Raw genomic sequence first — 18,789 nt, forward strand, 5'->3', positions numbered from 1 at the left:
CCGCGGGCGGCTCCCCCGGCTTGCGCGCTCCTGTAACATAAACGTCATTTTACCCACCCCCAAGGTGCCACCGATGTTCTCCCTGCAAGCGATGTTCGGCAAAGGCGACCGCTTCTACGGCCTGCTCGAGCAAAGTGCCGAAGCGGCCTGCGACAGCGCCCGCGCCGTGCGCGAGCTGGTCAGCCAGGCCGACCATGCGCCGGTGATGGCGGCCTTCACATCCAGCCGTGCCCGCGAGAAGGCGCTGGCCCAGCAGATCAGCGAAGAGCTGGTGAACACCTTCGTCACCGCGCTGGACCGTGAGGACATCGAGGCGCTCAACGCGGCCCTATACAAGATTCCCAAGACGGTGGAGAAGTTCGCCGAGCGCTATGCCGTGGTCGCCGACCGGCTGGCCGGCGTCGACTTCGCCCAGCGCGCGCTCGTGCTCGAGCGCTCCGCCGAGGTGGTGGTGCAGATGATCGGCGAGCTGCGCCGCGGTCTGCGCATCGATCCGGTGAAGAAACTGCAGGACCGCCTGCAGGCGCTGGAGTCCGAGGGCGACAAGCTGCTGCTCGACCCCTATCGCACGCTCTACGTCGAGGGTGCGGACGTGATGCGCGCGGTGCTCGCGAAGGACCTGTTCGAGCTGATCGAGAAGGCGATCGACAAGTGCCGCGACGTCGGCAACGTCGTCTACTCCATCGTGCTGAAGAACTCCTGAGGGCGCCGCCGTGCTGACGTTCCATCCGGGTTCCGACGGGAGCCGCAAATGACGCTGGGCATCCTCGTCGCGGTCCTGCTGATCGCACTGGCCTTCACCTACATCAACGGCTTCCATGACACCGCCAACTCGATCGCCACCGTGGTGGCGACCAAGGTGCTGACGCCTGGCCAGGCCGTGCTGATGGCCGCCGTCACGAACATGGTCGGTGCGCTGTGGGGGACCGCGGTGGCGGTCACTATCGCCAAGGGCCTGATCGATATCCACGTGGTCGACGTCGGGCCGCAGCTGCTGGTCTGCGCGCTGCTCTCGGCGATCGTGTGGAACCTCATCACCTGGTGGCTGGGACTGCCGTCCAGCTCCAGCCACGCGCTGGTGGGCGGCCTGGTCGGCGCAGCGGTGGCGGCAGCCGGCGGCAAGTTCGATGCGGTGATCTGGTCGCATGGCGGCAGCCACTGGTGGAACGGTGCCGGCGTGATTCCCAAGGTGGTGGTACCGATGGTGGTCTCGCCGCTGATGGGCTTCGTGCTCGGCTTCGCGCTGATGGGCCTGCTCTACGCGCTGTTCGCCTGGCTGGCCAACCGCACCGGCGTCCTGCGGCGTTTCGGCCGCACGCCGTTCGTCAACGCGCTGTTCGGCAAGGCGCAGATCTTTTCCGCGGCCGCGATGGGCGTCTCGCACGGCATGAACGACGCGCAGAAGAGCATGGGCATCATCGCCCTGGCGCTGGCCGGCGCCACCAGCGCCGGGCAGTTCGATCGCCTGCCGGCCTGGCTCGGCTTCCTGCGCATCACCACCGATGCCAGCCATCCGTTCGCGGTGCCGGTGTGGGTGACGGTGGTGTGCGCGCTGACCATGGCGGCGGGTACCGCCGGTGGCGGCTGGCGCATCATCAAGACGCTGGGCCACAAGATGGTCAAGCTGCACCCGATCAACGGCTTCGCGGCGGAATTCAGCTCGGCGGCGGTGATCCTGTTCGCTTCCTCGCTGGGTATTCCGGTATCCACCACGCACAACGTGTCCGCCTCGATCATGGGCGTGGGCGCGGCCAAGCGTTTCAATGCGATCCGCTGGACGGTGGTCGAGCGCATGGTGTGGTCGTGGATCCTGACCTTGCCGGTCACCGGCCTGCTGGCCTATGCCCTGGTGCGGCTGGTGCAGGGCTGGGGCTGAAGTCCGCGGTCGAGCGCCTCGAGGGTCGGGCGCCGTGAGGCATCCCGGCCCTCTCCGTTTCAGGCCGCACAGATCAGAGGCTGTCGCCTTCGGCGGCAATGGCCCTTTCGAGCTGATCGCCTAGCGTACCCAGCTCCAGGATCACCCGCTCCAGTTCCGCGGCGTCGAGCAGGTCGTAGGGCCGGTTCTCGCACAGGTGCAGGTAGGGCGAACCATCCAGGTCGGCGACGGCGAGGAAGCCGGTGCGCTGCTCCCAGTTGAAGCGCAGTGCGCGCTGGGCGTCGATGCCGGACAGCGGGCCGATCGGCGTGGAAATGCGAAGGAAGCGCCGGTCCGCCTCGTCTTCAAGCTCGGCCAGGTAGATGCCCTGGTGGCGGCCAGGGGCGACCGACAGATCGAAGCTGATCAGGTAGGGGTCGTTGTTGCGCAGCGTGTGCCTTGCACCGAGGTGCGAGCGGACGGCTTCGAAGTGACGCATGGCGGAGGTTTCCGTGGCAGTCTGGATCTCCTTCTACTGTGACACGGCCGCCATGATCACGTCGCGTGAGCCCCTGACCGACGCCCAGCAACGCATCTACAGCGCGATCGCGGCGATCCCGCCCGGACGGGTGGCCAGCTATGGCGCCATCGCCGCCCGCGCGGGCCTGCCGGGACGGGCGCGGCTGGTCGGCCGGCTGCTCGGCGAGGTGCCGGACGACGTCGAGCTGCCCTGGTTCCGCGTGCTGCGCGCCAGCGGGCATATCGCCATGCCGCTGGGCAGTCGGGGCTTCCGCGAGCAGGCGCGGCGGCTGAAGGCCGAGGGCGTGGAGGTGGTCAACGGCCGCGTGCCGCTGTCGCGCTTCGGTCTGGACGCCGACATCGACCATGCGCTGTGGGGCATGCCCGTCGGCTGAATGCGCCGGATGCCGATGCGGCGGCGAGCCCGGATCCGGCAGCCGGGCTTGCCCTGTTTGCTACCATCGTGCGGATGCCCGCCTCCCCGCTTCACGTCCTCCAGTCCGTCTTCGGCTACGCCAGTTTCCGCGGCCACCAGCAGGCCATCGTCGAGCAGGTGATCGAGGGCGGCGATGCCCTGGTCCTCATGCCCACCGGCGGCGGCAAGTCGCTGTGCTACCAGATCCCCGCCATCGTGCGGAAGGGCACCGGCGTGGTGGTGTCGCCGCTGATCGCGCTGATGCAGGACCAGGTCGACGCCCTGCACGAGGCCGGCGTGGCCGCGGCCTACCTCAACTCCAGCCTCGACACCGAGGCTCAGCGCGAGGTCGAGCGCCAGCTGATGGCCGGTGAGCTGGACCTGCTCTACGTGGCGCCCGAGCGCCTGCTCACGCCGCGCCTGCTCGGCCTGCTGGAGCGCACCGAGGTCGCCCTGTTCGCCATCGACGAGGCGCACTGCGTGTCGCAGTGGGGCCACGATTTCCGCCCGGAATACCGCGAGCTGGCGGTGCTGCACGAGCGCTTCCCGCAGGTGCCGCGCATCGCGCTCACCGCGACCGCCGACCCGCGCACCCGCGAGGAGATCGTCGAGCGGCTGGCGCTGCAGGAGGCGCGCCCGTTCGTCTCCAGTTTCGACCGGCCGAACATCGGCTACCGGGTCAGCCTCAAGCACAACCCGCGCACGCAGCTGATGCAGTTCCTCGACGGCCACCGTGGCGAATCCGGCATCGTCTATGCGCTCAGTCGCCGGAAGGTGGGCGAGACTGCCGCCTGGCTGGCCGACGCCGGCTTCGAGGCGCTGCCGTACCACGCCGGCATGGAGGCGGCCGACCGCGCCCGCAACCAACAGCGGTTCCTGCGCGAGGAGGGCGTGGTGATGGTCGCCACGGTCGCCTTCGGCATGGGCATCGACAAGCCGGACGTGCGCTTCGTGGCGCACCTGGACCTGCCGCGCTCGATGGAGGGCTACTACCAGGAGACCGGCCGCGCCGGCCGCGACGGCCTGCCCGCCGAGGCGTGGATGATCTATGGCCTGGCCGACGTGGTGACGATGAGCCAGATGATCGCCCAGTCCGAATCGGCCGACGAGCGCAAGCGGATCGAACGGCAGAAACTGGAGTCGCTGCTGGCTTACGCCGAGGCCACCCGCTGCCGGCGCGAGCTGCTGCTCGGCGCGTTCGGAGAGCCCTACGAGGGGCCGTGCGGCCATTGCGACAACTGCGTGACGCCGCCGAAAACCTGGGACGCCACCGTGCCGGCGCAGAAGGCGCTCTCGGCGGTGTACCGCAGCGGTCAGCGCTACGGCTCCGGCCACGTCATCGACATCCTGCGCGGCATCGACAGCGAGCGCGTGGGCCAGCTCGGCCACGACAAGCTCACCACTTTCGGCGTCGGCGCCGATATGGACGAAAAAGCCTGGCGCTCGGTGTTCCGCCAGCTGCTCGCCGCCGGCCTGCTAGCCACCGATCCGGAAGGCTACGGCACGCTTCGCCTTACGGCAGCCAGCCGCGGTGTGCTCACCGGGGGCGAGCGGGTGCTGCTACGCGAGGACGCGCGTCCGGTGCGCAGCGCGCGGCGTCGCCGCGACAGCCAGCTGGTGACCGGGGCCAGCATCGGCATCGAGGCCTACGAGCAGCCGCTGTGGGACGCGCTGCGTGCCACCCGTTCGCAGCTGGCCAAACAACATGGCGTACCGCCGTACGTGGTGTTCCACGACGCCACGTTGCTGGCGATGCTGCGGGCAATGCCGAGCAATGAGGATGAGCTCGGTTCGATCAGCGGCGTCGGCGAGGCCAAGCTCAAGCGCTACGGGCGCGATTTCCTGGCGGTGATCAACGCGGTCGAATGAGCGGCCTCAGGCCTGCATCGGCCAGTGCACCTCGTCTTCGTCGGTGGCGCGCGCGTGCACCAGCGCCATTTGCGGCAGGAAGCGCCAGCGCTCCAGTCGCGCCGGGAGCCTGGCGTGCGGATAGGCCTCGCGCAGCGCGGCCAGCGCCCCCTGCTCGCACTCGAACCGCCCCACTTCCTCGCATTCGCGCAGCGCACGCCAGCGCCGCCCGTGGCGGATGATGCGGAACAGACCAAGCAGCGAGGGGTACACATACTGCGCGAGCACGACGGTCACTCCGTGGGGTGGGGCGACGCAATCTAAGCAGCGGTCTGTGACCACGGCGTTATCCGTTCGCTACCCTTTGAATGGGGCGTTCAGGGATGTGATCGGCGACACGTCCCGCAGCCCCGCAGTGCGGCGCGACCTTGCGCGGCAAACCCGCTAGGATTGCTCCGCGTCCGGCCCCGCCCCGAGTGGCCATTCCAAATCCAGAGCGAACGCGAATCCAACGTGGCGACGAAGGGAAAAATCACCTCGCTCGACATCGCCTACCTGGCCGGTGTCTCCCAGGCAACCGTCTCGCGCGCCTTGCGCGGCAGCCCGCTGGTCAACGAGGAAACCCGGCGGCGTGTCGAGGCGGCGGTCAAGCAGCTCAACTACAAGGTCGACAAGAACGCCTCGAACCTGCGCACGCAGCACTCGGGCACGTTGGCGCTGCTGATCTTCGAGGACCCGACGGCCGACGATTCGCACATCAATCCGTTTTTTCTTTCGATGCTCGGCTCGATCACCCGCGCCTGCGCGCAGCAGGGCTACGACCTGCTGATCTCGTTCCAGCAGTTCTCGCGCGACTGGCACGCCGACTACGCCGACAGCAAGAAGGCCGACGGCATCATCCTGCTCGGTTACGGTGATTACCTCGCTTACCGCGATCGGCTCGCCGCGCTGGCCGCGCAGGGCACCAAGTCGGTGCGTTGGGGCGCCGTGCTGCCGGACCAGCCGGACGTGTCGATCGGCTGCGACAACCACCACGGTGGCCGCGCGATCGGCGAGCATCTGCTCGCCCAGGGCTGCCGCAACATTGCGTTCATCGGCGACGCGTCGAATCACTTCCCGGAATTCCAGGATCGCTACCTCGGCTTCGCCGAGGCGCTGGACGAGGCCGGCCTCGAGGTCGATCCGGCCCTGCAGGTGGACGCGGAGACTACCGAGCTGTCCGGCTACGAGGCCGCCCGGCAGCTGATCGCAAGCGGTGTCCCGTTCGATGCCGTGTTCGCCGCCAGCGACCTGATCGCCTTCGGTGCCCTGCGTGCGCTGGACGAGCACGGCCTGAAGGTGCCCGAGGACGTCGCCGTGGCCGGTTACGACGACATCCCGATGGCGCGCTTCGTCACTCCGGCGCTCACCACCGTTCAGCAGGACACCCGCCAGGCCGGCGAGATGCTGGTGGCTGCGCTGCTGCGGATGATCCGGGGCGAAAAGGTGGAGAGCACCATCCTGCCGGTGAAGCTCACCGTGCGCCGCTCCAGCTTGCGCGCTGCGAAGTAGCCCCGCGTCAGCCTACAGCGCGTCGAGATCGGCCAGGTAGGTTTCGGCCTGCGCCAGCGTCGCCGCGCGCTCGTCGGTGTCCATCCGCTCCCAGCTGCGGTAGGCCATCGCCAGTCGCGGGTTGCGGCCGAAGCGCTCACGGTGGCGCACGTGGAAATGCCAGTACAGGCTGTTGAGCGGACAGGCGCGCTCGCCGTGGCGCAGCGTGTGGCGGTAGTGGCAGCCCTTGCAGTGGTCCGACTGCCGGTTCACGTAGGCGGCCGAGCCGCTGTACGGCTTGCTGCCCAGCACGCCGCCGTCGGCGAACTGGCTCATGCCGCGGGTGTTCGGCAGTTCCACCCATTCGAAGGCGTCGACGTAGATGCCCAGGTACCAGGCATCCACCTCGTCCGGATCGCAGCCGGCGAGCAGGGCGAAGTTGCCGGTGACCATCAGCCGCTGGATGTGGTGCGCGTAGCCCAGCGCGAGCGACTGGCCGATCGCCGTGCGCAGGCAGGCCATCTTCGTGTCGGCATCCCAGTACCAGCGCGGCAGCGGGCGTTCCGCGCCCAGCGCGTTGAGCGTGGCGTAGCCGGGCATGCGCGCCCAGTAGATCGCACGCACGAACTCGCGCCAGCCGAGGATCTGCCGCACGAAGCCCTCGGTCGCGGCCAGCGCCACCTCGCCGCGCTCGAACGCCTCCAGCGCCGCATCGATCACCTCGCGCGGATGCAGCATCTTCAGGTTCAGGGCGAAGGAGAGGCCCGCGTGGAACAGCGTCGGCGATGCCTCGCTGATCGCGTCCTGGAAACGGCCGAAATGCGGCAGGCGGTGCGCCACGAAATCACGCAGCCACGCCTGCGCCTCGCGCCGGCTCAGCGGCCAGCCGAAGGCCTTGGCCGACGGATCGCCCAGCGTCTGCACGCCGGCGTCGACGATCTCCTGCCACAGCGCGCGCAGGTCGTGCCGCTGCCAGGGCCATGCCGGCGCCGGCGGCTCGCCCGGCCACTTCTCGCGGTTCTCCGCGTCGTAGTTCCACTGGCCGCCGCGTGGGGAGCCGTCAGGCTCCAGCAGGATGCCGTCGCGTCGGCGCAGCTCGCGGTAGAAGAACTCCATCCGCGGCACCTTTTTCGCCATCCGCTTCGCCGCGTCGGCGCGCTCCAGCAGGAAGTGCTCGGCGCTCACCACGGCATGGGGCAGGCCGCTGGCGGTGAAGGCTTGGTTCAGCGCCTGCTCGACCCGCCATTCGTCCGCCTCCATCCGCTCCAGCCGCGTCGCGCCGCATCGCTCGATCAGCCAGGACAGGTTGGCAGCGAAGCTGTGCCGGTTGCGCGCATCGCCGATGCGCAGGTACTCGACCCGGTGCCCCGCCTTCGCCAGCGCGTCGCCGAACCGGCGCATCGCCGCGAAGATGCCCAGCACCTTCTGCGCGTGGTGGCGCACGTAGTCGGTCTCGCTGCGCACTTCCATCAACACGTAGACGACGTTCCCGTCCACCGCGCGGAACCACGTGTGGCGGGCGTTGAGCTGGTCGCCCAACACCAGCCGCAGGCAGGTCATCGGCCGGGCTCCGGCTCAGGAGCGGCACCCGCGCGGCGCCGCCGGCAGCGCTCGCTGCAGTAGCGCACCTCGTCCCAGACGGGCGCCCACTTCCTGCGCCATGCGAAGGGCCGCCCGCAGGTGCGACAGGTCTTGCTGGGGAGGTCGGGTTTGCGGCGCATGCGCGCATTACGCATCGCGCGCGAAAACGGATCTGTCCGGTCTTGTTCGTTTCCCGGGTCGGGCGGGCTTCACCGGTTCGATCGACCGACCCTCCGGGTTCGCGATCCGGCACGGCTCGGGCCACGATTCATCCCGCCGGATGCACTGGCCACAGCGCGGGGCCCGGAGGGAGTGAGGCATTCCGCCTTTCGGACGTACTGCGGAAGCCGCCACTCCGACCCGTGCGTCGATCGCTCAGATCGACTGGCCGTCCTGATCGTGCAGGCGATCCTGGTCCTTCAGCTTGTCCTGGTCGTGCAGCTTGTCCTGATCCTTCAGGCGATCCTGGTCCTTCAGCTTGTCCTGGTCGTGCAGCTTGTCCCGATCCTTCAGTCGATCCTGGTCTTTCAGCTTGTCCATGTCGTGGAGCTTGTCCTGGTCCTTCAGGCGATCCTGCGAGTGCAACTGGTCGCCCCTGGGGACGGTCGTCGGTTGCGATGTGCGCGGTGCATTGCCGCCCCTGTTCTGGGCCATGACGGCGGAAGAGGCCAGGGCCAGGGCGAGCGAGGCACCCAGAACGGACATGGTGGAGATACGCATGGTGACGATCCTCGGTAGGTCAAGTGGATGTCCGCGACATGTCGCGACAAGGGAAGTCTAGGAAGCCGACACCCGTGCATCTTGATATCGATCAAAGGCACGTGTTCGCCGCTCACTAACCTCTGGATGCGGGTTTCCCCATGCACGAGTTCGTCCTGCGCGAGCCGTGCCATGGAAGCACGCAGCTACATGCCCCGCTCCCCTATCCATAAGAAGAAGGACTTCCGTCATGAAATACGGCAAGGTAATCCATCTGGCTCTCATCGCCGGCCTGCTCGCCGGCGCGGCTCCGCTGGCGAGCGCGGCCGATGAAGGCAGCCCCTATGTCAGCATCGGTGCGGACTACAGCAGCGGCAAGTACGGGCTGGATACCCGCACGAACATCTGGGATGTCCCGCTGAGCGTCGGTTACAAGGGCAGCGCATGGTCGGCCAGCCTCACGGTGCCGTATCTGCACGTGTCGGGTCCCGCGAACGTCATCCCGGGCATCGGCGTCGTAAGCAACTCCAATCCGCAGGGGCGCGGTCGCGGCCGTGGCGGCACGGGGGGCGTCACGCCTTCCACGACGATCTCTGGCACGGCATCAGGCATCGGCGACGTGGTTGCACAGGCCACGTACCACGCCATCGAGAACCGGGACGCGGGTTTTGGCCTGGATCTCACCGGCAGGATCAAGTTCGGCACGGCCAGTGCCGACAAGGGACTGGGAACGGGCAAGAGCGACTACACCGGTGCCGTCGACATCTACAAGACACTGGGCGCGGCATGGACGGCCTTCGGCGGCGTGGCCTATACCGATTTCGGCAGCTCCAGCTACATCCGGTTGAACAATGTCTGGAGCGCCAATGCAGGGATCGACCATGCGTTTGGCCAGGGCGACAGCGCGGGGCTGTATCTGTTCTACCAGGAACGCGCCGCCGACACCGCCTACGCGCGCCGCGAAGCATCGCTCTACTTCAACCACAAGGTCAGCGAGCACTGGGGGCTGCGTGGGTACGTACTGGGCGGGTTTGCGGACGGCAGCCCCGACTATGGCGCGGGTATGTCGGCGCGGTTCTCGTTCTAGCGACGATCGCGTTCCTTGCCCCCGATCCGCTTCGCTTGCTGGCCGGGGGCACGACTCCCGTTTCCGCCGCGCAGCCCGGCGGCCCGATCGCCGACGCCGCGGACGCAGGGGCGACGGCGACGCGACCGTCAGCCGGTGAACTCGGCGATATCGCCGGGTTTGCGCAGCATCTTGTTGACCTCACCGGCGTGCAGTTCCTCGGCGGCGATCAGTTCGCGCGCGTATTCCTCCAGCAGCACCGACTTGCCAGCCACCAGTTCCAGCAGTTCGTAGTAGGCCGCCAGTGCCAGCTTCTCGTGCTCCAGCGACTCGCGCAGGATCGGCCCGATGTCGTGCTGGTGGGTCTCCAGCAGCGGCCCGATGCCCAGCGACGGATGGCCGCCGAACTGGGTGATCAGCTCGCCGGCACGCCGCGCATGCAGCAGACTCTCGTCGGCCTGGCCGGACAGCCAGCTGACGATCGGGATGCGGTTGTAGCCGTAGATCATCAGCGCGTAGTGCGTGTAGCGCACCACGCCGGCCAGTTCCAGCTCGAGAATGCGGTTGAGCAGCGCGATGGCGCGTTCCTTGTCCTGCAGTTGCATGGCAGGCTCCTCCTTGTCGACAGGATGGATGGCGGTCGCCGCCGGTCGCGGCAACGTCCTAGCCTACTCTTCCGGCAGGGCGGTCGTTCCGGTGGCGGTGATCCGACCGGGTCGATCGCTGCTTGCCCCGGCTATTCTTTGTGCGAATGGTGGAGCAGCGGCACTGCTTTTCGGCCCCGCCGGAGCCGCTGCGCGGCCCAATCGAGGTGATGCGAGCCATGAAACCGATCGTTGCCGTCCTGATGTTGTCGGTGGTGCTTGGCCCGGCGCATGCAGCCAAGGCTTGCCCCGCTGCGGAACAGGCGCTGACGGGTGCGTGGCAGCAGCGTGGCGCCGCCGGCTTCTTCGAAGAGTTTTCCCTGCAGGTCGAGGCGGGCAGACACGTGCTCGATTCATGGCTGCATCAGAGGCCCGACATCACCGGCGCGAGCTGGAAGTTGGTCGACTGCAGGCTGATCGTCGAATCAACGGATGATGGAGTTGGCACGTTACGGTTCCGCGTCCTCGGGCTGAAGCACGACACGCTGCGCCTCTACGACGAGTCGGACCGCGTCGAGTCCATCTATGTGCGGGTGCCGGAACAACCCTGACGAACCCGGCCTGGCCGGCACCGCGGCGTAGCTCCACACGGCGCCGTCTTCAGTGCGAAAGAACCCCGATCGCGCGCAGCCACCGCTCTGCCAGCGTCGGCCATCGCCCGACCGGCAGGTTGGGCTTGCGCAGGCCGAACGCGTGGCCGCCTTGCGCGTACAGGTGCATCTCGGTCGGTACGCCGGCCTTGTGCAGGGCGACGTAGTAGGCCAGCGCCTGTTCGACGCCATCCACATGGTCGTCCTCCGCCATCACGATGAAGGTCGGCGGCGTATCGGCGGTGGGGTGGATGTCCGGACGCAGGCTGAGATCGTTCCCGTTACGGGTGGCGCGGTCCTCGTCCTCGTGCGCCCACAGGTGGCCGGGATAGATCGCCATGGCGAAGTCGGGGCGGTTGGAAAGACGGTCGGCGGCATCCACCGGCGCGTAGGTGCGGTGCTGGAAGTGGGTGCTGACCGCCGCGACCAGATGGCCGCCGGCGGAAAAGCCGATGACGCCGACCTTGTGCGGGTCGATATGCCACTCGGCCGCGTGCTCGCGTACCAGTCCGATGGTGCGCTGCGCGTCCTGAAGTGCGGTCTGCACCTTAGGGTAGTAGCGGTGGTTGTCGACCCAGGTGGGGCCTGAATTCGGCACGCGGTATTTCAGCAGGATGCAGGTGATGCCGCGCGAGGTCAGCCAGTCGCAGATCTCGGTGCCTTCAAGGTCCATCGCCAGGATCTGGTAGCCGCCGCCGGGAAACACCACGACCGCCGCTCCGGTGTTGCGCCCCTTCGGCGGATAGCGCGTCATCGTCGGTACGCTGACGTTGCTTACCTTGGGCCAGTCGGTGCCGAGTGTTTCGGGCGGCGGGTGGGGCAGGGCATCGGGCACTTCGCCCGGCCAGATCGGTACTTGTTTCAGTTCGGGGCCTGGCTGCCAGGTGGTCGCGTGGAGGGCGGCGCCGACGAGGGCGAGCAGGGCGGACAGTAGCAGCGTCGGGGTTTTCATCCTGTCGACCTCGGTCGTGGCGGGTTCGGGTATCGGATGGCGGCAGATGATCAGGGCGACAGCACGCCCTCGGTCACCAGCCAGGTCTCCACCAGCGCCGGCCAGTGGGTGATCGGCAGCCGGGTCGGCCGCAGGCCGAAGGCGTGGCCGCCGTGGGCGTACAGGTGCATCTCCACCGGCACGTCGGCTTCCTTCAGTGCGTTGTAGTAGGCCTGCGCCTGATCGACGCCGTCGACGTGGTCGTCCTCGGCCATCACGATGAAGGTCGGTGGCGTGTACCTGGTAACGGGCACGTTCCGGTTGAAGCCATCTGGCGTGGCGAGGTGGCCCGGGTAGACCGCGACGGCGAAGTCCGGGCGGGCACTCAACGTGTCGGTGGCGTCGACCGGCTTGTAAATCGGCAGGTCGTAGTTCGTGCTGGCCTGCGCCACCAGGTAGCCGCCGGCGGAGAAGCCGAGCACGCCGATCCGGTGTGGATCGATATGCCACGCTGTTGCGTGCTGGCGCACCAGGCGGATCGTGCGCTGGGCGTCCTGCAGGGCAGGCACCGGGATCGCGAAGTTGTGCGCGCGGCAGTCGCAGTGCCAGTCGTACGGGATGCCCGGTACGCGGTACTTCAGCAGCACGCAGGTGATGCCGCGCGCGGTGAGCCAGTCGCAGACCTCGGAGCCTTCCAGGTCGATCGCCAGGATCTCGAAGCCGCCGCCGGGAAACACCACCACCGCGGCTCCGGTGTTCTTCCCCTTCGGCGGATACACGGTATAGGTCGGCCGGGACACGTTGCGGATCGATTGCCAGGGCTTGCCGGCCACCAGCTCGGTCGTCACCGGAGTTGCCGACTCGGGCCCGGGCAGCGCCTGCGCCCCCGGAGGCGTGCCGGGCCAGACCGGCTGCTGCTTCAGCCCGTGTCCCGGTTGCCAGACGGCGGCGTGGGCAGCCATCCCCCACAGGGCAAGCAAGGCGAACATGGCCAGGCGTGGCAGCTTCATCAGGCGTGTACCGGACAGAACGGAAAGGCGCAGCATGCGCCCGTTCCGTGGAGCCGGCCGGACCGGATGGTGGCTTTTTCCGGGAAGACGTGTCGTCAGGCCGATGGGCGTGGCGCCCTCGCACCCATCACCAGCAGCCACAGGCAGGTACCGATCTCGCCCAGCGCGGCCGGCAGCGTGACGTAGCCGGCGAAGTCCATGTCGTTGTAGCCGACGACGAGCACCTGCCCGGCGAAGTCCGCGACGTAGGACAGGCCGCCCAGCATCAGCAGGTAGCCCAGCACACGGGGGAGCTGTCCCGAGCGCACTACCAGCGAGCCGAACGGGATCAGCCACAACCCCCAGAAGATCTGTGCGATCAGCAGCGCGTTGTCGTGCGCCGACAGCTGCAGCATCACTTGGGTCTGCACCTGGCCGGCGTCCAGCGCATGCAGCCAGGGCGCCTGGCCGAGCAGGGTGAGTACGTCGAGCTTGTGCTGCAGCGAGGCGATCGACAGCGGTACGCTGACCAGCGCCAGCACCACCATCAGCACCGCGGCACAGCGGTCCGCCGCACCGAGCAACCGGTAGAGCAGCACGGGCAGCAACAGGAACTCGATGTAGCAGAACAGCCCCGCCGCGATGCCTGTGCGGAACAGCGCTTCGTGCGCCAGGATGTTGCGCACGGCCATGGCCGGATCGCCGTGGCTGCCGGTGATCGACGGCACGATCATCAGGCTGAAGATGCCGGTGATCACGTTGATCAGGTAGGCCGCACCCGCCGTGCGGGCCAGCCGGCGGGTGGATCGGTCACTGTCGTCCATGGCCATGCGAAGGCTCCCGGGGGTGGGTGCGAGACGTTGTGTTCAGGGTGTCGCGAGGGCGCGTCGCGGCCAGCGCCAGGCCACCCACACAATTCCCAGCGAGAGCAGCACTTCGATCACGCCGAGGAAGAGGTAGAACTGCCAGGCGCCCGCCATCGTCATCAGCATGATCGCGGTGTAGGCCAGTCCGAACAGCGCGCTGGTCCAACGCGCCAGCGCGGCAGGCAGCAGCAGGACGGCGCAGACCATCAGGGCCGGGATCGCCATCATCGCCGAGGTGCCCAGCAGCACGCCTTGGGTCACTGCGCCGAGCGGTTCCATCCTTCCCGCCAGCATCCCGCCGAGCTTGCCCGGCACGTACAGGCCGAAATAGTCGCCGTAGACGTAGCAGAACATCAGCGAGGCCCACAGGCCGGCCAGCTTGAGTCGCGGGCTCAGCGGCGGATCGTGCAGCGGAGCGCGTTGCGGGTCGGCCATGGCGTGATCCCTCGAGCGGAAAGGTCGTTCCGGGCGCCGCTGAGGGTAGATGGGCGCGATCGGCGGGCGGATGTGGCACAGGTCATGACTCATGGGGGGCGATGCGCCTCCCGCGAAGCGCCCGGTTCAGGCGGCGGCTTCGTCGAACGTCGTCGCCGTGCCGACCGGTGTCCATGCCGCCAGATCGCGCAACAACTGCTCTGCATGACCGCGCACCGCATCCAGCGCATCCTGGCCGAGCTGCAGGCGAAGTGGCGTGTGTGCGGCACCCAGGGCCTGGTCCACTGCGGCGGCAGCCTTCGCTGGATCGCCGGCCTGGGTGGCGTGCATGGCATGGGCGAACGCGCGGGTGGCACCGACGGTGTCGCGGTAGGCATCCAGTGCCGGCATGTGCTTCATCGCCGCCCCGGCGAGGTTGGTGCGGAAGGCGCCCGGCTCGACGATCAGCACCCTGATGCCGAACGGCGCGACCTCGGCGGCCAGTGCCTCGGACAGGCCTTCCAGCGCGAACTTGCTGGCCGAGTAGGCGCCGAAGCCGGCGAAGGACAGCTGCCCGCCCATGCTTGAGATATTGACGATAGCTCCCGCGCGCTGGCTGCGCAGCTGCGGCAGGGCGGCACGGATCACTGCGGCGGCGCCGAAGAAATTGGTCTCCATCTGCGCGCGCAGTGCCTGCGCGGAGGTTTCCTCCACCGCACCGACGATGCCGTAGCCGGCGTTGTTGATCAGCACGTCGATGCGGCCGAAACGCTCCACCGTCGCCGTCACGGCGGCTTCGGCCGCACCTTCGCGGGTGACGTCGAGCGGCTGCACCAGCACGCGTTCGGGTGCCAGCGCCGCGAGGGCGGCCAGCTTGCCGGTGTCGCGCGCGGTGGCGACCACGCGGTCGCCCTGCGCCAGCGCGTACCGGGCGAAGGCCTCGCCGAAGCCGCTGGATGCGCCGGTGATGAACCAGACCTGGGACGTTGTCATGGGGTATCTCCTCGTGCGGCACCGGAGCGGCGCCTCCGGGAATCAAGATGCCTCCGCGGATACTGTTTGATAATTCCGTTTTTTCCGCATGGGTTATTCGATATCGTGCAGCAATGGATCGCGATGTCCTGACCCATCTTCCGGTGGTCGCCGCCGTGGCGCGGCGGCGCAGCTTCGCCGCGGCGGCAGCCGAGCTGGGCATGAGTCCGTCGGCGGTGAGCCACGCCGTGCGGCTGGTCGAGGACCGGCTGAAGGCCCCGCTGTTCGCGCGCACCACGCGCAGCGTGGCGCTCACCGAAGCGGGCGAGCATTTCTTTGCCCGTGCCTTGCCGGCGCTCCAGCAACTGGCCGAAGCCACCGAGGCGACGCGTGCGCTCAAGGGTGTGGTCAGTGGCACGTTGCGCATCAACGCGCCGCGCGTGGCGTTGCCGATGGCGCTGACCGAGCTGGTCGCAACGCTGGCCACGCGCCACCCGGACCTGGCGGTCGACGTGACCTGCGACGACGCGCTCAGCGACATCGTCGCGCAGGGCTACGACGTCGGCGTGCGGCTGGGCGAGATGGTGGCCGAGGACATGGTGGCGGTGCGGCTCACCCCGCCGGTGCGGGCGGTCATGGTGGCGTCGCCCGCCTATCTCGCCGCACACGGCACGCCCACGCGCGTGACCGATCTGCAGGCGCACAACTGCATCAACTACCGCCAGGCCAGCACCGGCGGCACCTACGCGTGGGAACTGCGCGAGCGCGGCAAGGACGTCACGGTGGCGGTGCACGGCACGGCGCGTGTGTCCGATTCGCTGTTCGCCATCGACCTGGCACTGGCCGGGGTGGGCATCGCTTACCTGTTCGAGCCGCTGGTCGCCGGGCACCTGCGCGACGGTCGGCTGGTGCCGGTGTTGCCGAAGGCGGCGATGCCGGAGCCTGGGCTGTTCCTGTACTTTCCGCGGCGCGCTTCGGAAGCGCCTAAGCTGCGCGCGCTGATCGAGGCCGCGCGCGAGCGGCTGGACTGACGTTGCCCACGCACGGCCGGGCAATCCTGCTCGGCCGTGCGCGTTCGGAACTCAGGTTGAGGCCTGCCGCAACGCGTCGAAATACGCGGCGATCTCCTCGGGAAAGGAGTAGCGCTCCTCCGGCACGGGCGAGCCGGCCTCGACCAGCGCCTGGGCGCAGCCCAGCCAGTCGCCGCCGGGCGTGGTTTCGGCATTGGAGGCGAAGCTGAGCGTGCCGTAGACGTTGTCGTTGTAGCCGTGGCGTTCGTCGTAGTGGGCGCCGTGGGCGAGCAGGAAGCGGGCGAGCGATGCGTTGCCGCGGAACACCGCCCAGTTCAACGCGCTGCCGTCGATGTCGCCGCCGCGGGTGGCGATGGGCCAGCCCGCTTCCACCATCACTCGCACCGCTTCATCCTGGCCGGTGGCGGCCAGTTCCGGCAGCAGGCGCAGTTCGGCCGGGTGCAGCTGGGCGAGCATCCCGGGTGCCTCGTCCAGCAGGCGCCGGACCGTGGCGCGGTCGGCCCGGGCACAGGCGGCGAGCAGGGTGTCGGAGGGGCCCGGTGTCTCCGGTGCGGCACCGGCCTGCAGCAGTCGTTCGGCCACGCCGTCGAGCCCCAGGGAGCGGGCGAACCGCAGCGCGCTGACGCCGTGCGCGTTGCGCACCGAGGGATCGGCGCCGGCCTCGAGCAGGATGGTGATCACCTCGGGCGATCGGCGACGACGGATCGCGTGCAGCAGCAGGCAGCCGTTCGGTCCGGGTTCGTTCGGGTCACCGCCGTGGGCCAGCATCAGGCGCACCGTGTCGGGCAGTTCGCCATCGAGTGCGCGGAACAGCGCGTTGCTGCCGGTGACGCGCGCCCCGGCCTCCAGCAGCAGGCCTACCAGGCTGGTGTCGGCGACTTCGGCGGCGTGGTACAGCGACTCGTTGTCGTTGGGGTTGGCGCCCGCCTGCAACAGGCGCCGGGTGATCGCCACGTCGTGGTTGCGTCCCGCGGCACCGTACAGCGCGCTGAGCGGATCGTCGGGCAACTGCGGGTCATGCCAGCGCACGTCCGGATCGGCGCCGGCCGCAAGCAGGCGGTCGACGCAGGTGCGGATGCCTGCGGCGAAGGCCGGCAGCGAAACCAGCGCGGAGAATGTGGCGCAGACCAGCGGTGCCATGCCGTTGCCGGCGCGCGCGGTGTTAGCCCACGTCGGATCAGCCGCGATCGCTGCCTGCACCGTGGCGACGTCGCCGATCGCGCAGGCCAGTACCGAATCGCCCTCCAGCAACTGCGGATGCTCGCGCAACAGGCGTTCGGCCAGATGCGGCTTCGCCGGCTGGTAGCCGTGTCCGAAAGCCCAGCGTTGCCACTGCTGTCGACGTGCGGCGGTGTCGGCCGAAGTGGATTGCAGGGCGACGTAATCCTTCAGCTGCGTCCAGGATTCGAAGCCGTATTCGCGCGCCACGCACGATTGCGCGTCATGCAGTCGCCACTCCCTCGCGACGATGGCGGCGTGGTCGAGGCCAGACGCGGCGGGCAAGGCGCGGCGCATACGTTCAAGTGCGTCAGCAGCGCGATGGTGCACGCTGTCGAGCAGGGACTTGGCCTGCTTCTTCAGGTGATCCAGGTGCGGACGGGCGGGAAGCTCGTTCATGACAACCTCCATGCAATAGGTGCCGAAGGTCCGCAATCCCGGCTGCACAAAGGTTGGTGGTGGCGAGCGTTCGACAAGTGGGTTGAACCCTTTCCGCGGACCCGGTGGCGGCTTGCAACGCCGGGGCGGGAGCATAGCAAAGGCGGCCGCGGCGCAGGCGCGCTTGAAAGCGCCGTGGCGGTACCCAGTTCGTCGGTTTCGGACATGCCCGGTTCCCGGCGCCGCCCGGGCGCGGTGACCTCACTCACTTCCTGAAAGGATCTCCCCATGCATATCGATCTCTCCTCCCGCACCGCCATCGTCAGCGGTTCCACCGCCGGCATCGGGCTGGCCATCGCGCAAGGCCTGGCCGGCGCGGGCGCCCACGTCGTCGTCAACGGCCGCACACAGGCGCGGGTGGACGAGGCCCTCGCGACGATCCGCCAGGCCGTGCCGCAGGCCAAGCTCACCGGCGTGGCTGCCGACCTGGGTACGGCCACGGGCGCCGCGCAGCTGATCGCAGTGATGCCGGAGGCGGACATCCTGGTGAACAACCTGGGCATCTTCGAGCCGAAGCCGTTCTTCGAGATTCCGGACGAGGACTGGCAGCGCTTCTTCGAGGTGAACGTGCTGAGCGGCGTGCGCCTGTCGCGTCACTACGCGCAGGGCATGGCGCAGCGCGGCTGGGGGCGCATCCAGTTCATCTCGAGCGAATCGGGCGTGCAGATTCCGGTGGAGATGGTCCACTACGGCATGAGCAAGGCGGCACAGTTGGCCGTGTCGCGCGGCCTGGCCGAGACGCTGGCCGGCACCGGCGTGACGGTCAACGCGATCCTGCCCGGTCCTACCCGTTCCGAAGGCGTCAACGAGTTCATCGCCAAGATCGCCGCCGGCCGCGGCGTGCCCGCCGAACAGGTGGAGCGCGAGTTCATTGCCACCGAGCGCCCGAGCTCGCTGATCAAGCGCCTGGCGACGGTGGAGGAAGTGGCGAGCCTGTCGGTGTATCTCGCCTCCGAGCAGGCATCGGCGACGACGGGGGCGGCGGTGCGGGTGGATGGTGGGGTGGTGCGGTCGATTGTTTGAGCGCGTGCTCGAGCTTTCATTTTCGGACGCGCTCTGCCGTGACACGTAGACCCCACGCTTCTTGCCGCACGCGGCACGCCACTCGCTCTCCTGCCTTCTTTCCCTCCCGGGGAGGAGGGCCACGTCTCCCGTGTCCCTCACCGTCGTCATTCCCGCGTAA

Annotated in this window: 21 protein-coding genes; 9 read left to right on the forward strand and 12 right to left on the reverse strand. The window is 68.6% G+C overall.

What is annotated here, in order from left to right:
- The first annotated feature begins 73 nt into the window (after positions 1-73).
- Entirely contained in the window at positions 74-703 is a 630-nt protein-coding gene (locus NC595_RS06280) for a DUF47 domain-containing protein (protein WP_063669862.1), read from the forward strand.
- Between the two features lie 48 nt (positions 704-751).
- The gene (locus NC595_RS06285) at positions 752-1,876 is read left to right on the forward strand and encodes an inorganic phosphate transporter (protein ID WP_253565429.1); all 1,125 of its coding nucleotides are present in this window, start codon (positions 752-754) and stop codon (positions 1,874-1,876) included.
- A gap of 73 nt (positions 1,877-1,949) precedes the next feature.
- Here the strand turns inward: NC595_RS06285 and NC595_RS06290 are convergent, their stop codons facing one another.
- Positions 1,950-2,354 carry a hypothetical protein gene (locus NC595_RS06290; RefSeq protein WP_063669863.1) on the reverse strand — a complete coding sequence of 135 codons (405 nt, stop codon included), beginning with the start codon at positions 2,352-2,354 and terminating at the stop codon, positions 1,950-1,952.
- A 52-nt stretch (positions 2,355-2,406) separates the two neighbouring features.
- Between NC595_RS06290 and NC595_RS06295 the strand changes: the two genes are divergently transcribed.
- Together NC595_RS06295 and recQ are read left to right on the forward strand one after the other, a co-directional pair.
- Entirely contained in the window at positions 2,407-2,769 is a 363-nt protein-coding gene (locus NC595_RS06295; protein ID WP_425493072.1) for an MGMT family protein, read from the forward strand.
- Positions 2,770-2,843: 74 nt separating this feature from the next.
- Positions 2,844-4,658, forward strand: a complete 1,815-nt coding sequence (recQ, locus tag NC595_RS06300; protein ID WP_253565431.1) for a DNA helicase RecQ — start codon at positions 2,844-2,846, stop codon at positions 4,656-4,658.
- A gap of 6 nt (positions 4,659-4,664) precedes the next feature.
- On the opposite strand, the gene NC595_RS06305 is transcribed toward recQ, so the two are convergent.
- On the reverse strand, positions 4,665-4,925 hold the full coding sequence (locus tag NC595_RS06305) for a hypothetical protein (RefSeq protein WP_017462123.1): 261 nt from the start codon (positions 4,923-4,925) through the stop codon (positions 4,665-4,667).
- A gap of 225 nt (positions 4,926-5,150) precedes the next feature.
- Between NC595_RS06305 and NC595_RS06310 the strand changes: the two genes are divergently transcribed.
- Positions 5,151-6,188: a LacI family DNA-binding transcriptional regulator gene (locus NC595_RS06310; protein WP_253565432.1), complete on the forward strand. Its 1,038-nt coding sequence runs from the start codon at positions 5,151-5,153 to the stop codon at positions 6,186-6,188.
- A 12-nt stretch (positions 6,189-6,200) separates the two neighbouring features.
- Here the strand turns inward: NC595_RS06310 and NC595_RS06315 are convergent, their stop codons facing one another.
- From NC595_RS06315 to NC595_RS06325, 3 genes are all read right to left on the reverse strand, one after another.
- The gene (locus tag NC595_RS06315) at positions 6,201-7,727 is read right to left on the reverse strand and encodes a cryptochrome/photolyase family protein (protein ID WP_253565434.1); all 1,527 of its coding nucleotides are present in this window, start codon (positions 7,725-7,727) and stop codon (positions 6,201-6,203) included.
- Entirely contained in the window at positions 7,724-7,888 is a 165-nt protein-coding gene (locus NC595_RS06320; RefSeq protein WP_253565436.1) for a DUF2256 domain-containing protein, read from the reverse strand. The genes NC595_RS06315 and NC595_RS06320 overlap by 4 nt, the downstream gene beginning before the upstream one ends.
- 235 nt (positions 7,889-8,123) lie before the next feature.
- Complete coding sequence (locus tag NC595_RS06325) at positions 8,124-8,468, reverse strand: hypothetical protein (RefSeq protein ID WP_253565438.1); 345 nt, start codon at positions 8,466-8,468, stop codon at positions 8,124-8,126.
- A 229-nt stretch (positions 8,469-8,697) separates the two neighbouring features.
- Here NC595_RS06325 and NC595_RS06330 point away from each other — a divergent pair, with 229 nt between their 5' ends.
- The gene (locus tag NC595_RS06330) at positions 8,698-9,534 is read left to right on the forward strand and encodes a transporter (protein WP_253565439.1); all 837 of its coding nucleotides are present in this window, start codon (positions 8,698-8,700) and stop codon (positions 9,532-9,534) included.
- A 128-nt stretch (positions 9,535-9,662) separates the two neighbouring features.
- On the opposite strand, the gene NC595_RS06335 is transcribed toward NC595_RS06330, so the two are convergent.
- Positions 9,663-10,118: a ferritin-like domain-containing protein gene (locus NC595_RS06335; protein ID WP_253565441.1), complete on the reverse strand. Its 456-nt coding sequence runs from the start codon at positions 10,116-10,118 to the stop codon at positions 9,663-9,665.
- A 218-nt stretch (positions 10,119-10,336) separates the two neighbouring features.
- On the opposite strand from NC595_RS06335, the gene NC595_RS06340 reads away from it, so the two are divergent.
- A complete protein-coding gene (locus tag NC595_RS06340) occupies positions 10,337-10,708 on the forward strand; it encodes a hypothetical protein (RefSeq protein ID WP_253565442.1) in 372 nt (123 codons plus the stop codon).
- 49 nt (positions 10,709-10,757) lie between these two features.
- On the opposite strand, the gene NC595_RS06345 is transcribed toward NC595_RS06340, so the two are convergent.
- The 5 genes from NC595_RS06345 to NC595_RS06365 all read right to left on the reverse strand — a co-directional run bounded on the left by NC595_RS06345 (position 10,758) and on the right by NC595_RS06365 (position 14,940).
- Positions 10,758-11,699 carry an alpha/beta hydrolase gene (locus NC595_RS06345; protein WP_253565443.1) on the reverse strand — a complete coding sequence of 314 codons (942 nt, stop codon included), beginning with the start codon at positions 11,697-11,699 and terminating at the stop codon, positions 10,758-10,760.
- Between the two features lie 50 nt (positions 11,700-11,749).
- Positions 11,750-12,724 (reverse strand): alpha/beta hydrolase, encoded by a 975-nt coding sequence (locus NC595_RS06350; protein ID WP_253565444.1) that lies wholly within the window; start codon positions 12,722-12,724, stop codon positions 11,750-11,752.
- 59 nt (positions 12,725-12,783) lie between these two features.
- A complete protein-coding gene (locus tag NC595_RS06355; RefSeq protein WP_253565445.1) occupies positions 12,784-13,497 on the reverse strand; it encodes a DUF4386 domain-containing protein in 714 nt (237 codons plus the stop codon).
- Positions 13,498-13,533: 36 nt separating this feature from the next.
- Positions 13,534-13,968, reverse strand: coding sequence for a DUF6326 family protein (locus tag NC595_RS06360; protein WP_253565446.1), 435 nt, complete (start codon positions 13,966-13,968; stop codon positions 13,534-13,536).
- A gap of 126 nt (positions 13,969-14,094) precedes the next feature.
- Positions 14,095-14,940, reverse strand: coding sequence for an oxidoreductase (locus tag NC595_RS06365; RefSeq protein ID WP_253565447.1), 846 nt, complete (start codon positions 14,938-14,940; stop codon positions 14,095-14,097).
- 113 nt (positions 14,941-15,053) lie between these two features.
- Here NC595_RS06365 and NC595_RS06370 point away from each other — a divergent pair, with 113 nt between their 5' ends.
- Positions 15,054-15,950: a LysR substrate-binding domain-containing protein gene (locus NC595_RS06370; RefSeq protein ID WP_253565449.1), complete on the forward strand. Its 897-nt coding sequence runs from the start codon at positions 15,054-15,056 to the stop codon at positions 15,948-15,950.
- Positions 15,951-16,001: 51 nt separating this feature from the next.
- On the opposite strand, the gene NC595_RS06375 is transcribed toward NC595_RS06370, so the two are convergent.
- Positions 16,002-17,567, reverse strand: a complete 1,566-nt coding sequence (locus tag NC595_RS06375; RefSeq protein ID WP_253565450.1) for an ankyrin repeat domain-containing protein — start codon at positions 17,565-17,567, stop codon at positions 16,002-16,004.
- Positions 17,568-17,834: 267 nt separating this feature from the next.
- Here NC595_RS06375 and NC595_RS06380 point away from each other — a divergent pair, with 267 nt between their 5' ends.
- Positions 17,835-18,629, forward strand: coding sequence for an SDR family NAD(P)-dependent oxidoreductase (locus tag NC595_RS06380; RefSeq protein WP_253565451.1), 795 nt, complete (start codon positions 17,835-17,837; stop codon positions 18,627-18,629).
- The last annotated feature ends 160 nt before the right edge of the window (positions 18,630-18,789 follow it).

The sequence above is a fragment of the Dyella lutea genome (genome assembly GCF_024158035.1).
GTDB lineage: Bacteria > Pseudomonadota > Gammaproteobacteria > Xanthomonadales > Rhodanobacteraceae > Dyella_A > Dyella_A lutea.